The following is a 14,171-nucleotide window of genomic DNA, read 5'->3' as shown; positions in this document are numbered from 1 at the left end:
AACCAATCTATAAATGAATTAATTTACTAAATGTATTTCCACCTTCCACGCAAAACTACCTACACCCACCGTACTAGTACCCCATTTCTTTTTGGGGTAGAGGAACGTTACTTTTTTTAGAGTTGTCCTTTTAGCTTTGTAATCACATTTAAAAAACTTCGAAGGATACTAAGTGTGAGGAATAATTCAACTAAAACAAATAACATCATGAGTACAACAGATCCAAAAATTATTGAAGAACAATTTGAACAAAGTAAAAAAGATTTTAAAGCCACTTTAGACAGTCAGTTGGCAACCTTAAAAGAAATGGGAATTGCTGTGGCCGAACCTTCACTTGCTTATGACGAAGCACCTATGATGCGCAGAGCCGCTAGTGGTACTTCCGAACAAATATCGGCAAGCGTGCATTGGTGGGGCGTGGATATCGTAATGAACAACAAACTGACAGAAGATATCATTTCTGGTATAACAGGAACCGGTGCAGTGGGTGGACTTATTGCGTCTGCTTTAGGTGCAGCGGGTGTAGTTACAGGTGGTATTGCAACGGTAATTGGAGCAGGTATTGCGGCTGTTGTAGCGTTAAAAATTGCGCAAATTAAAATAACAAATAATGGAAACGGTGTGCATTGGCCGATTACTTGGGTACAATGGGCGGCTTTATTGGCAGCAGTTCCAGGTGGACCAGCCGCGATTTTAGCAGCAGGAGCCTTGTTTTTACATCCGGTACGTAACTAAGCGATGTAATAATTCAATACAAAAAGGAGTGTATCATGCACTCCTTTTTGTGTTGTAATACCTACAGGAAAAATCCCCTTTTTTAAACAGGAAAAATCCCCTTATAAATTTAGTGTAAGTCCTTGTAAGCGTTTGATTATTTGTTGGTTACTTTGTGTATTCTATTTCAGTACTTGGCGGTTCATAAGAAATAGGATACCAAAAAAACAAAACAAACATGGACTTAAAAGTTGTAATTGAGCAATTAAGTAAATTAATTGATCCTACTCAAACCGTTATCGACATTACCAACATTGCCACTTTAAATGATGGTGATGATTTTTTGGAATCGAAGTCTCCCATTGTTTTATCTATCGTAAATATTGAAGAGGATAAAACCCAAAAAAATCAATCGGTTTATCTGAAGAATAGTGTGGATGAAACCTCCATTTCGCGCTATACACAACCTACGCAACATTTAATTATTTCCATCCTATTCAGTTCCTATAATAAGGATTTGTCTAAATACTTAGATGGAATTGATAAGCTGAAAAACATCATCTATTATTTTCAATTGAACAAATCTTTCTTTTACAAAAATGATCATACAGAAATGATTGACTACGCTACTTTCTTGGCAAAAACAGAAGTAGAAAAAGAAGACTATGAAAAAGTAACCATGGAGTTTGTGAGTTTATCTATGGAACAATTGAACCAAATGTGGTCGTATTTGGGATCTAAATACATGCCTTCTGCCTTATATAAAATGAGATTGTGTACCATCCAAAATACGCCAACGGTAAGTGAAAGAGTGGTGAAAAAGATTGGTATTGCGCTTTGGGAAAACAATCCGCATAACCCAATAGGACTCCTAGAGTCGAACGAATTTGAAAGTTAAAAAGACAATATAAACAATAAATAAAAATGTCATGAATGTAAGTTCTCTTAAAACACCGGGAGTGTATATCAATGAAATTGATGCATTTCCTCCTTCGGTTGCGCAAGTTGCAACTGCTGTTCCCGCTTTTGTAGGATATACCGAAAAAGGACCTGCGGTTCCTACTCGAATTACTTCCTTTATGGAGTTTGAACAAACTTTTGGTGGAGCTCCTGCTCCTAAAGCCATAACGGTTGAGTTAGACGGTAATTTAATGCCCACTGACAATTGTAGTGTTGAAGAAAGTAAATTTAAATTATACAATAGTTTGCGTTTGTTTTATAGCAATGGTGGTGGCGTTTGCTATATCGTTTCTATTGGTGATTATTCGGCAGCCGTAACGAGTGATGCTGATTTTGTAACCGGATTGAATTTATTGAGAAAGTTTGACGAACCTACCTTATTATTATTTCCAGATGCGATTAATTTAACTGCGGAAAAATTAGGGTTAGTACAACAACAAGCTTTATTGCAATGTGCGGATTTAATGGATCGCTTTACCGTTATGGATGTAAAACAAGAAAGCGATTTAGTTACCGACAGCGCTACTTTTAGAGATCGTGTGGGGAACCAAAATCTAAAATATGGTGCTGCTTACTATCCGTATGTAAAAAGTGCTTTCCCGTATACGTATCGTTTTAGTGATATCAATGGGATAACTCCTGGAAAAGTGAATTTTAAAGGGATTTTTTCAACCAATACCACGGTAAAAAACAATATTGAAGAGTTTGAGAAAATCGCAACTGATGTGGCTGCCTTACAATCGGCTTGGACACCTACTGAAGTTGTGGTTCCAATTGATACACATGCCAAATTGAAAACGGCTACAGATGTATGTTGGACCTTATTAAAAACCATTGGAAAACCAGTAGCACCTACCTTAACCAGTACAAAATTACCAGCAGTAGCCCAAGATTTAGTGACCAATTTCTTAAAGAAATATGCACAAGAGTTGGTAGACTTTAAAAAGGCCTATGAAGTACTGAAAAAGGCAGATGGAACTACCGATGTAGATGATTTATCCGCTTTAGATAACGATACAGCTTTTAAAAGCGTTTGGGGAAATATTTCTGCGTATACAGAATCGGCTCCAAACCCATATACCGATTTAATTAAAGTAGCAGTTCCTGCAGACGGACCTATTCCTGCTCACGATGAGCCAGATTTTGGAAAAATACAATTGGCTATCCAAAAATTAAACGCGGCTATTATCAATGCAACGAATAATGTGTTGCAAAGTATGGACGATTTCCTACTTTTTGAAGAAAACAATTTGGTTTCTCAAATTCCATTTTATGAGGCTATTGTTGCCAAATTATCACAATCCATGAATACCGTTCCTGCTTCTGGGGCTGTGGTTGGAATTTATGCACAAACCGATAATACAAGAGGTGTTTGGAAATCACCAGCAAATGTGAGTGTTAATGGAATTATTGGTTTAACGGATGATGTAAATGATGCCGAACAACAAGACATGAATATTCATGAAACGGGTAAATCGATTAATGCGATTCGCAAATTCACAGGGAAAGGATTCTTAGTTTGGGGAGGTCGCACTTTGGCAGGTAATTCTAACGATTGGCGTTATGTTAACGTAAGAAGATTGGCAAACATGATTGAAGAATCGGTTAAAAAAGCGTGTATGCAATTTGTTTTTGAACCGAATGTTGCCTTAACCTGGGTGAGTGTTAAAGGAATGATAGATAATTATTTAACTACATTATGGAAAGATGGTGCTTTAGCCGGTGGGAAAGCGGAACATGCCTTTTTTGTTTCTGTTGGGTTAAATGAAACCATGTCAGCTCAAGATATTTTAGAAGGAAGAATGATTGTAAAAATCGGTTATGCTCCTTCAAGACCAGCAGAATTCATCATTCTTGAATTCAAACAAATGCAACAAAAATCATAACGAAATAAATAATAATTAAAAACATAGCGATATGCCTAATACAGATTTTCCGTTACCAAAGTTTCACTTCAGCGTAGTTTGGGGTGGTAGCAAAATAGCCTTTACAGAAGTTTCAGGCTTGAACAAAGAAATGGATGTTATTGAACACCGTGTGGGATCGAGTCCTAATTTTTTCAAAGAGAAAATGCCAGGCTTACAAAAACTAAGCAACATCACTTTAAAAAGAGGCGTGTTTTTGGGTGATAATGAATTTTATGATTGGTACAATACGGTGGCACAAAATACCGTAGAAAAAAGAACCATTACGATTTCTTTACTAGATGAAAATCAAGAACCAAGAGTGGTTTGGACGGTTAAGGATTGCTTTATTGTTTCTTTAAAATGTACCGATTTGAAGTCGGATGCCAATGAAGCTGCCATCGATACGGTTGAGGTTGCCAATCATGGATTTACTGTAGAATATAAATCGTAAGGAATATGCCAAGTAACGATCCCATAGTAGGTTTTCACTTTTCTGTCATTTTTGAATTAGTTCCTCAATTTTCAATTGATACTAAATTTCAAAGTGTTAATGGATTAAAAGTTACTATGGAAACGGAATCCTATACAGAAGGAGGCCAGAATAAATTCAAGCATACTTTCCCAGTACGTTCAGGATATCAAGATTTGGTATTAAAAAGAGGATTAACGTCTGATTTATCAGGATTGTCGATGTGGTGCAATCAAGCTTTGGAAGATTTTATCTTTTATCCCGCAAATTTAGTGGTTTCTCTATTAAATGAGAATGGAAATCCAATAAAAGTTTGGTATGTATCACACGCTATTCCAGTAAGTTATGAATTTAGCGATTTGAATGCAGAAGAAAATAAAATAGTGATAGAAACGATAACACTTCGCTATAATTTTTATAAAGAATTACCCATTCCTAACTTTTAATTGATAATAAATGGCTATAGAAATCAAAGAGTTACGTATTAAAGTGACGGTTGTAGAAAATGAGGTGCATTCTTTTGCTTCCGAACAGAAGATGAACAGTCAGAAATGGCAAGAAATGAAATCGGCTATAGTGAAAGAATGTACTTCTAAAGTATTGGAGAAAATTAAAGAAAGATCAGAAAGATGATACAAGGACTTTTAGGGATAATAGATAAAATGCGAATAGAGGTTTTTCCTACCAAAGAGTATGTGGAGCCTCCTAAAAAGACCATTTTCGTGCAGTTAAATCCAGAGAAATACTCTATGCGTCACACCGTTGATTTTTGTGAAGGACAAGCCATGGGTACTTCTGGAACAGATTTGCGCTTCAATCGAATTGAAGGTGAAGAGGTCAACTTTGAATTCTTTTTTGATAGTTCAGGAATTGTTCCACCAGGTAAAATTAAAGATGGCAATGGAGAAGCCTCTCTTTTAGATGCGGTGGGTGATATTGCTAATGCTTTAAAACCAGCTATCGTAAATCCTTTTGGTGAAGTGGAAACGGTAGAAAAAGAAGTGGAAGAGTTTAAAAACTTACTCATGGGTTACGATGGTGAAACCCATCAAACGGCTTATTTAAGGTTGCTTTGGGGTGGTTACAGTTTGAGTTGTCGTCTCAAAAGTATGGACATCGATTACACGTTGTTCAGGAAAGACGGTCGTCCTATTCGTGCCAAAGTAAAATGTGTTTTTAAAGGAACAGTCGATTATAAATTGATGGTAGCCAAAGAAAATAAAAACTCACCCGATTTAACACATGAACGAGTGATGAAAATGAATGATAAACTCACCTTATTATCTGAATCCATTTATCAAAACAATAGCTATTACATAGATGTGGCAAAGAACAACAAATTGTTGAGTTTTAGACAAGTACCTATCGGACAAAAAATACAATTTCCACCCATTAAGAAATAAATTATGCCAACGGTCAACCCATTTTTTCCTTCAGAAACCCTCTTAAAACTTGAATTTTTAATTAATAATGAAAATACAGGTTTGGATAGTCTTATGACTGAAGCGAAGGTGCATTTTGAATTGAATAAAATTCCCTTTGCTAAGTTTACTTTCATTGGTTCCCAAGAAAATTTGGAAGAAGACGAGGAACTGCCTTTAGATGTGTTAACTCGAAACCCTGATGAATCTCCGTTGGAAATTGAAGTAAAAGTAAGTTTTGAAAATGAATCAAAAACCTTATTTAAAGGGATAGTAAAATCGTTAGATAAGCAATATGAAAACAATCAAATTGTAGCTAAAATAGAATGTAAAGATATTGCTTTACGTTTGTCTCAATCTTCTACAGAACCTGAAAACAACAATCAAACCTTTGAGGATAAACTCACTTTGTTTACAAGCGATTTAACGGTAAGTGATAATTTATTAGGACAAGATTGGGGACAAGAACAAATTACACACAACACCTCAACGGTGCCATGGGATTATTTGATTGGGTTTTTAGATTCTATTGGAATGATGGTAGCCTTGCGCAATGCCGATTTTACAGGAATTGATATTTTGAGTCCGCCATCAGATCCAATTTATATGGCTGAAAATGGAATCAATGTTTTTGGATTTACAGGTAGATTGGATGCAGAAAGAAGAAAATCGGAAGTGACTATTGAAAGATGGGATGTGGAAAATCAAGAAACCGCTCGCGTTAGTGCTTCTCAAAGTACTTCTGAAAACACGCATACTGTACGTTTAAGTGAAACGGTTTTACAAGAAGGAACATTACAACGAATTGCAGATACCATTATTGCGAAAAGTAATATTGCTTCTATCATGGGTAAGGTAACCACTTTTGGAAATCTTATTGCCAAAGCGGGAGATTACATCAGTTTCAATAAAGTAAATCCTGAAATCGATAATCAAGTTTTATTGATTACGCAAGAAGAACATACGATTGAAAATGGTTGTTGGCGCACAGAGTATAGTTATGGATTAGAAAGCGAAAGAACTTTTACTCAAAGTACGACTACTGGAGTTAATAATACGCATGCAGAAATTGGACAATCCAATAGTATTAATGGTTTACAAATAGGTATTGTGACCAAAATTGTAGAAGATCCGAACAATCAGTTTCGCATAAAAGTACGATTGCCACAAATTTCTGAAAGCGGTGAAGGCGTTTGGGCAAGATTAGCGACTATGAGTGCCTCTAGCAATATGGGCAGTTATTTTATTCCAAATGTAAATGATGAGGTTATTGTGGGTTGTTTGAATAATAATCCAGATACACCGATTATTCTGGGAAGTGTTTACAGTAGTAATAAACCGATGCCTTTTCCAATTACTGAGGACAATTATAAAAAAGGATTCGTCACTAAAGAAGAAAATAAAATTGTATTAGATGATGAAACCAATACCATTGAATTAGTTACCAAAAATGGCAATTCCTTGAAAATTAGTGATGATTTAAAGGGGTTTGTCATTGAAGATGAAAATAGTAATAAAATTACCATGAATGATCAAGGCATTACGATTGAAAGTTGTAAAGATTTTAATGTAAAAGCTACTGGAAACATCAAGATAGAAGGGGTGAATGTCAATGCAGAAGGAAGTGGTAATATGGTTTTAAAAGGAGCTATGATTAATTTAAATTAACAATGGGAGCAGCAGCAAGAATTACCGATATGCATACTTGTCCAATGACAACAGGAACTGTGCCTCATGTGGGCGGACCTTTATTACAAGGAAGTAATTCTACGGTGTTTATAGGTGGATTACCAGCTTCTGTTGTAGGAGATAGTTGTGTGTGTACGGGACCACCAGATTCCTTAGCAGCAGGTTCTTCTTCCGTATTTATTGCTGGAAGTCCGGCTGTTAGAATGGGCGATTCTACCGCTCATGGAGGTGTCGTTACTGGAGGTTGTCCTCAAGTAATGATTGGTGGATAAAATAATAGTGAAATTACCCAAGAGGTAACCTTATAAAAAAACAACAATGAAAGAAAAATCATTTTTAGGAACAGGATGGAGTTTTCCTCCCACATTTAAAAACCAAACCGGAACTATTGAAATGGTATCCGATGAGAATGATATTTTTCAAAGTTTACAAATATTGCTTTCTACGGAATTAAAAGAACGCATTATGCGCTCCGATTATGGATGCGATTTGAATGCTTTATTATATGAGAGTATTACCATTACCCTACTTACAAAAATTAAAGGCATTATTGAAAATGCAATTCTAAAGTATGAACCTAGAATCGATTTAATTGAAGTAGATTTTTACACAGAAGACAGTAGTAATGGTGTCATAAACATCGTAATTACCTATAAAATAAGAGCCACTAACTCAAGGAAAAATTATGTATTCCCTTATTATTTAGAAGAAGGAACATTTGTAAAAAAATAAATTGGTAAACTCAAAAAAACAACATAAAAGTTCGCTTTAAACTAACACAAATTAATGGCAAACTATGAAAAATTGTAACTCAATATTATCTATACATGAAGGCATGGGAACGACTCAAAATGACAGAGTCAAACCCGCTTTAGACGTTCATTTTTTTCTTTTAGAAGAAAGAAACGAACAAGATTTTATTTTGTTTGTACAGCGACTTTCTAAATATGTAAAATTTTTTAATGAATTTGATACTCATGAAGGAGATTGGTCTGTTTTTTATCAAAAAGAATCTACGGCCATATTAATTTATTTAGCAAGTTGGAATATCGAAATACTACAGCAAACTTTTGAAATTAAGAAAAACGAAATCTATTTAAATGCAGATTTTGCTATCCAAAAAGACATACTGTTAACGTATTTTAATCAAATAGAATCAGAATATACTTCCTTTTTAAAAAGTGCTACACTTTTGGATGATAGCATTATTGAAAAAGAAAATTTAATTGCTTCCTCTTATTTAATTACGAATAAATTAGTAGCTATTGCTGCTTTAATTGAGGCAGCAAACGATATTCCCGCTTTACTTAAAAACTACGTTTTTATTAAAACAACGCAACAACTTTTTGGTTTGCTGTTGTCTTGGAAGAACTTTTCAGAAAAAGCAATTGCCAATCAATTGGAAAATTATTCCAAACACAGTCCTCATTATGCTTTATTTTTAGCTTTTTTGAAATTACTTCAAGTCGCTAAAGATAAAGTCAATGAATTTACGAAACAACATCTCGATTTTTATTATAAAGACGTATTAAAAATTGAAACCAAAGAAGCACAACCCGATTATGTTCATTTAGTAATTGAACCTTTTGAAACAAAACCCTTTTTGATTTCAAAAGACACTTTGTTTTTAGGAGGAAAAAATACAATCGGTCAAAAAAAATATTACGCAGCTACTCAAGATGTGGTTATTAATCAAATCAAATTGAACTCTTTTTTAAGTTATTCTCGTCAAGCGAATACTTTTTTTACCGCAAATAAATTACTTGATGTAAACGGTCAAAATAAAAACTTTGATGTGTTTACCAATGAGAAATCGGTTTTTAAAGAAGGATTTATGATAGCGAGTCCGATTTTGTTTTTGCAAAGTGGAGAACGACATATTTATCTTCGATTTAATGGAACCAATCATAAAGCAAGTGATTTTGATTTCTATTTAACAGGTGAAAAAGGAGTTGTTGAAGTGACTCAAAAAAGTGAAATAAAAGATTTTTTAACCAATAAAAAGTACCTTCATTTATCTATCCCTGCCACTGAAAAAGCAATTTTACCTTTTGATGCAAAATTGCATGAAGGTTTTCATGTTGTTACCTCTTTTCCCGTTTTAAAAATAATTCCTAAAAATAAAAACGTACTCACGTCTCTTCAAAGTGTCGATATTACCATTGCGGTTCGCAATTTTAAGTCCTATGTATTGAACTCCGATTTTGGTAGTATCGATGTAGAAAAAGCCTTTTATCCTTTTGGCGAATTTCCTAAAAATGGAAATGGAATGAATTTGAGTTCGAATGAATTTTTTATGAAGAAAAACGCGATTGCTTCTCTTAAAGTGGACACCCTTTTAAGTGATTTGGGAGAATTAATAGAAGATTATGTTGAAATATATACGGGTAAAGAGTTAAAAGATTGGATGGAAGATAAAGTTACTCTTTTTCAGTTGAATAATGGGAAATGGGAAAAAGAAACCACTTCTAACCTTAATAAGATTACCAATGAGTATCCGCTAGAGGAATACCATTTTGATAAAATTGTAACAGATACGATTGTTTCCAATGGGAAAATTAGAATTCAATTGAATCACACGGATTATGATGGTGAAAAGTACATGCAAAGATACATTGCGGCTAGTCAGGATAAAACCACATTACCCTACAAACCTAGAATTGAAGAGTTTGTTTTTAATTATACGGTTTCTGAAAAAATAGATCTTACAACCGATATAAAAACAGCCAATCCTATTTCAATATTTCAAGTAGAACCTTTTGGTTATACCTTAAAAAAGAATCAGAAACTTCGTTTTGCTACGCTACAAGAAAACCAAGGACATGTCTATTTTGGTTTTGAAGAAGTGGCACCGAATGATGGATTAAATTTTTTAATACAATTAGAAGAAGGGACGGCCAATCCTTTTTTAGAACCAGCTGCGCTTTCTTGGCATTATTTATCCAATAATACTTGGCAAGTTTTGGAACAAAATGCGATAGGTGACGAAACCTATTCCTTAACACAATCAGGATTAGTTTCGATTACTGTTCCCACATTTGAAGCAACTAACAATACGACTTTAGCACCCAATTTGTTTTGGCTACGTTTATCTATTTCAAATACACAAGCCATCTGTAAATTTTTAGGAGTTCATGTGCAAGCTTTTAAAGCAGTACTAACCGATTTTGAAAATAGCAATGCCGTTTTCTTAGAACCTACACCAAAGGAAACTATATCCAAGGCTTATAAGACCCTATCTGGAGTTAAAAAAATCATACAACCCTATGTTTCCTTTAATGGAGTTGCTGCAGAGCTAGACGAACATCTTTACATGCGTTCCAGCGAGCGTTTGAGACACAAAGATAAGGCGATTACAACATGGGATTATGAAAGAATCATTTTAGAGGCTTTTCCAGAAGTGTATCGTATTAAAACCTTAAATCATTATCGCTACGATACTAAAATATCGAATGTAGCGGCTGGTTATGTAACACTAATTCCTATTGCGAAAACGTCATTATCCGATCAAATCAATTGGAAGCCTTTGTTGAGTTTAAACAAGATGCAACGTATTAAAGAGTATTTATATACAAAAGCATCCTCACAAGTGCGAATCAATGTAAAACCACCACAATTAGAGCGTGTGGAGGTTAACTTTAAAGTAAAATATCATGTTATAGCGGGTGTTGACACACGATTATATACGGCTCAACTTATGGAAACGATAAATGCCTATTTGAGTCCGTGGGCGTATGAAGTTTTCGACGATATCAATTTTGCAGATGAAATTGCTTTTTCATCCTTGATTCAACTGATAGATAACCAAGAGTATGTCGATTATATAACCGATTTTAAGGTGACCCAATATCAATTAGACGAAAATGGGAACATCACAGGAAGTGCTATTCAAAACTTAGCACAAATAGTACCTCAAAGCGATTTTACCTTATTCGCTCCAACAGAAACACATCACATTCAAGAAATTAAATAAAAAGTCATGCTAACAGAATACTACATAGAGAAAGATAGAAAATTACTTCCCTCACAAGACTTTGACTTTTTGTTAAAAGAAGGATTGCGATATATTGAACAGTTTGGGTCAAAATTTTGGACCGATTATAATCCGCATGATCCTGGAATCACCATTTTGGATGTATTATGTTATGCCATTACTGAATTAGGGTATCGCGCAGATTTCGATATTAAAGACTTGCTCACACAAGCCAATGGAAAAATTGAAAATGATACTTTTTTTAGTGCAGCAACTATTTTTACGAATGCACCGGTAACGGTTTTAGATTATAGAAAACTGCTTATCGATTGTAAAGGGATTTCAAATGCATGGTTGTTACCCACCAAAAAGGAAACGGATTCAAACGGGTATTTTATGCCTCATGAAAGTGAAACCCTAATGTATGTAAACCCAGTTGAAGACAAATTAAGTCTTAAAAAGACAGACAAAAACAATACCTTATTAGAAGTTTTAAAAATAAGAGGATTACACAAAGTAAAAATCGAATTAGATGAAGATCCTGTTTTAGGCGATTTAAATGCTTTAGTTTTAGAATACGCTTTTTGGGAAAATAACCGTTGGGTAAACCTCAAAATAGTACCTCATTTTACAGCGTGGAATGATCCCGAAGCACAATTGTTTAAAAAAATGAACAAGCCTTCAAAAATTACCATTGATGAAGTGAAGGTTATGAATGACATTGTGTTTCTAAAAGTGAATCGATACACAAAACCAACCGATTCTTTGCGTTTCAGGATTTTTGTAGATGATCCTTCAGAGAAAGAAGAAACCGTTCATTATTTTTCCAAAGAAAAGAATGTGTGTGATGTTATTTCGTTATTCGAGAAGAAGAAAGATAAAATTCAAGAAATCTTTTCAACGGTAGCCATCAAACTACATGAAAATAGAAATTTAACAGAAGATTATTTATGTATTGAAACCATTGAGAAAGTTGAAATTGGGATTTGTGCCGATTTTGAATTAGAATTAGGTGCTGATGCTGTAGAAGTAATGACCCAAATTCAATTGGCTATAGATGGCATTATCAATCCCAAAATTACCTTCTATACCTTATCACAATTAGTACAAGAAGGGTTGCATTCGGAAGCTATTTTTAACGGACCACGATTAACGCATGGTTTTTTAAAAGAGGATGAAATTATTCAAGCCTCTTTACCAACTGCCATTCATGCTTCAGATATCATTGCTGCATTAATGGAGATAAAAGGAGTTAAATCTGTGAAAAATTTAATGATGACGGCTTATAATGCTTTGGGGAAACCTATAATAGGAGCCACCAATCAGAGTTGGGTATTACCGCTTTCAGGAGAAGTGAAACCCGTATTTACTGCGAATAAGTCCAAATTATTACTTTTTCAAAAAAAGATTCCTTTCCTTTTAACGGAAACTCAAGCGATGTTAGTGGAACAAAAAGTAATGTTGTATCAATCCCAATTCAATCAAAAGAAATTAGAAAATACAGCCAATGATTTTGAAATAGAAAACGGTACACATTATGAATTGAATCAATATTACAGTATACAAGATGATTTTCCGAAGACCTATGGTTTGGGCAAAAATTATGTTTCAGAAAAAGCAACGCCTTTAAGAAAAGCTCAAGCCAAGCAACTCAAAGGGTATTTGTATTTTTATGAACAAATTTTAGCTGATTTTTTCAGTCAATTGTATCATGCGAAAGACATTTTAGATAGTAAGTCGATACCGCAAACCTATTTTCCAACATTTTTGGATACAAATGACGCTACTGGTGAAGATTTTTATTCTAAGGAGCTTTATTCAGCAGCGCTAGAAGCAAAATTAGGTACGGGAGAATCCGACTATGATGTTTCTCTTTACGAATCCAAAGCTACATTTTATGATAGAAGAAATCGAGCTTTAGATCATTTAATGGCACGTTTTGCGGAAAATTTTAATGAATATGTCTTTATGATGTATGAGTTATCTCAAAGTACATCAGGCATGGGTTCACTCACTTTCAATTATGAAAATTTAATAGAAGATAAACAACGCTTTTTGGCAAACTATCCTAAAATTAGTAGTCGAAGAGGATTAGGAATCGACTATTTACATGCATCAATAAATGAAACTACAAAAGCATTTGATTTCTTACCTTTTTGGAATACCAATCATCGTGGCGGTTATGAAGAGCGCGTGGCTCGATTATTAGGGATTGATGAAATTCCGTTGCGCAATATAGTAACGGAAGAAAATCCACAAACCCAATGGACCGTAGAAACAACATCTGGAAATTATGTTTTCAAAATTATTGCACCAGCGGTTAACCTTCAAGAAAAATGGGATTGGGCTCAGCTTCATTTTCTAGACCAAAATTTGTATAAAATTGATAAATACGGAGCTTATTTTTATTTGTACTTAGAAGACAATACTCATAAGATTGCTCGAGTGGATAAAAAGTTCAATTCTGAAATGGAGGCTTATGATTATTTGGTTGCGATGATGCATAGTATCAATATTTATTATGAAAACTTTTATTGTTTGGAACATATTTTATTACGTCCATTTAATACTTCTCATTTTAAAGATGAGAATTTATTAACGGTTTGTTTAAATGACGATTGTAAAGATGAAGCAAACGAGGATCCCTATTCTTTTAAGGTTACAATAGTGTTACCAGGCTATGTTTCCCGATTTAAAAATATTCTATTTAGAAAATATGCAGAAAAGATATTTAGACAAGAAGCGCCAGCACATTGTTTGTTGAAAATTTGTTGGGTCAATCCAAGTGATATGTTAGGTTTTCAAAAAACTTATAGAAAATGGTTAGAAAATTACAGGCAATTTAGATTGCATTTTTGTGAAAATACGCTCACAGAATCAGAAAAAACAAAATATCAAAAAGCAGTACAAGAATTAATAGAAGCTTTAAAAGAGCTGAATACACTTTACCCAGAAGGCAATTTGTATGACTGTCAATTAAGTGAATCAAATAACCCTATCGTTTTAGGCAATACATCATTAGGAACATTATAAAAAAA

Annotated in this window: 12 protein-coding genes; all 12 read left to right on the top strand. The window is 34.2% G+C overall.

Annotation, left to right across the window (positions count from 1 at the left end; all coding sequences use genetic code 11):
• Positions 1 to 207 precede the first annotated feature (207 nt).
• Positions 208 to 735: a hypothetical protein gene (locus NHF47_RS00190; protein WP_252763023.1), complete on the top strand. Its 528-nt coding sequence runs from the start codon at positions 208 to 210 to the stop codon at positions 733 to 735.
• A gap of 217 nt (positions 736 to 952) precedes the next feature.
• On the top strand, positions 953 to 1,612 hold the full coding sequence (locus tag NHF47_RS00185) for a Pvc16 family protein (RefSeq protein WP_252763022.1): 660 nt from the start codon (positions 953 to 955) through the stop codon (positions 1,610 to 1,612).
• A 31-nt stretch (positions 1,613 to 1,643) separates the two neighbouring features.
• On the top strand, positions 1,644 to 3,560 hold the full coding sequence (locus NHF47_RS00180) for a phage tail sheath C-terminal domain-containing protein (RefSeq protein WP_252763021.1): 1,917 nt from the start codon (positions 1,644 to 1,646) through the stop codon (positions 3,558 to 3,560).
• 31 nt (positions 3,561 to 3,591) lie between these two features.
• On the top strand, positions 3,592 to 4,032 hold the full coding sequence (locus NHF47_RS00175) for a phage tail protein (protein WP_252763020.1): 441 nt from the start codon (positions 3,592 to 3,594) through the stop codon (positions 4,030 to 4,032).
• Between the two features lie 5 nt (positions 4,033 to 4,037).
• On the top strand, positions 4,038 to 4,496 hold the full coding sequence (locus tag NHF47_RS00170; RefSeq protein ID WP_252763019.1) for a phage tail protein: 459 nt from the start codon (positions 4,038 to 4,040) through the stop codon (positions 4,494 to 4,496).
• A 10-nt stretch (positions 4,497 to 4,506) separates the two neighbouring features.
• On the top strand, positions 4,507 to 4,683 hold the full coding sequence (locus tag NHF47_RS00165) for a DUF5908 family protein (RefSeq protein ID WP_252763018.1): 177 nt from the start codon (positions 4,507 to 4,509) through the stop codon (positions 4,681 to 4,683).
• Positions 4,680 to 5,453, top strand: a complete 774-nt coding sequence (locus NHF47_RS00160) for a hypothetical protein (RefSeq protein WP_252763017.1) — start codon at positions 4,680 to 4,682, stop codon at positions 5,451 to 5,453. Before NHF47_RS00165 ends, NHF47_RS00160 begins: the two co-directional genes overlap by 4 nt.
• Before the next feature lie 3 nt (positions 5,454 to 5,456).
• Positions 5,457 to 7,139 (top strand): phage baseplate assembly protein V, encoded by a 1,683-nt coding sequence (locus NHF47_RS00155; protein WP_252763016.1) that lies wholly within the window; start codon positions 5,457 to 5,459, stop codon positions 7,137 to 7,139.
• Positions 7,140 to 7,141: 2 nt separating this feature from the next.
• On the top strand, positions 7,142 to 7,432 hold the full coding sequence (locus tag NHF47_RS00150; RefSeq protein ID WP_252763015.1) for a PAAR domain-containing protein: 291 nt from the start codon (positions 7,142 to 7,144) through the stop codon (positions 7,430 to 7,432).
• A 46-nt stretch (positions 7,433 to 7,478) separates the two neighbouring features.
• Positions 7,479 to 7,892 carry a GPW/gp25 family protein gene (locus NHF47_RS00145; protein WP_252763014.1) on the top strand — a complete coding sequence of 138 codons (414 nt, stop codon included), beginning with the start codon at positions 7,479 to 7,481 and terminating at the stop codon, positions 7,890 to 7,892.
• A 64-nt stretch (positions 7,893 to 7,956) separates the two neighbouring features.
• Positions 7,957 to 11,133, top strand: a complete 3,177-nt coding sequence (locus NHF47_RS00140; protein WP_252763013.1) for a baseplate J/gp47 family protein — start codon at positions 7,957 to 7,959, stop codon at positions 11,131 to 11,133.
• A gap of 6 nt (positions 11,134 to 11,139) precedes the next feature.
• Complete coding sequence (locus NHF47_RS00135) at positions 11,140 to 14,166, top strand: hypothetical protein (protein ID WP_252763012.1); 3,027 nt, start codon at positions 11,140 to 11,142, stop codon at positions 14,164 to 14,166.
• The last annotated feature ends 5 nt before the right edge of the window (positions 14,167 to 14,171 follow it).

It is taken from the genome of Flavobacterium sp. NRK F7 (genome assembly GCF_024054195.1).
Lineage (GTDB): Bacteria > Bacteroidota > Bacteroidia > Flavobacteriales > Flavobacteriaceae > Flavobacterium.
This window is presented reverse-complemented; position numbering and strand designations above follow the sequence as displayed.

Bases quoted from the DNA above. Each gene is read 5' to 3' on its own strand.
- NHF47_RS00190 (WP_252763023.1), top strand. From the start codon at position 208: ATGAGTACAACAGATCCAAAAATTATTGAAGAACAATTTGAACAAAGT.
- NHF47_RS00185 (WP_252763022.1), top strand. From the start codon at position 953: ATGGACTTAAAAGTTGTAATTGAGCAATTAAGTAAATTAATTGATCCT.
- NHF47_RS00180 (WP_252763021.1), top strand. From the start codon at position 1,644: ATGAATGTAAGTTCTCTTAAAACACCGGGAGTGTATATCAATGAAATT.
- NHF47_RS00175 (WP_252763020.1), top strand. From the start codon at position 3,592: ATGCCTAATACAGATTTTCCGTTACCAAAGTTTCACTTCAGCGTAGTT.
- NHF47_RS00170 (WP_252763019.1), top strand. From the start codon at position 4,038: ATGCCAAGTAACGATCCCATAGTAGGTTTTCACTTTTCTGTCATTTTT.
- NHF47_RS00165 (WP_252763018.1), top strand. From the start codon at position 4,507: ATGGCTATAGAAATCAAAGAGTTACGTATTAAAGTGACGGTTGTAGAA.
- NHF47_RS00160 (WP_252763017.1), top strand. From the start codon at position 4,680: ATGATACAAGGACTTTTAGGGATAATAGATAAAATGCGAATAGAGGTT.
- NHF47_RS00155 (WP_252763016.1), top strand. From the start codon at position 5,457: ATGCCAACGGTCAACCCATTTTTTCCTTCAGAAACCCTCTTAAAACTT.
- NHF47_RS00150 (WP_252763015.1), top strand. From the start codon at position 7,142: ATGGGAGCAGCAGCAAGAATTACCGATATGCATACTTGTCCAATGACA.
- NHF47_RS00145 (WP_252763014.1), top strand. From the start codon at position 7,479: ATGAAAGAAAAATCATTTTTAGGAACAGGATGGAGTTTTCCTCCCACA.
- NHF47_RS00140 (WP_252763013.1), top strand. From the start codon at position 7,957: ATGAAAAATTGTAACTCAATATTATCTATACATGAAGGCATGGGAACG.
- NHF47_RS00135 (WP_252763012.1), top strand. From the start codon at position 11,140: ATGCTAACAGAATACTACATAGAGAAAGATAGAAAATTACTTCCCTCA.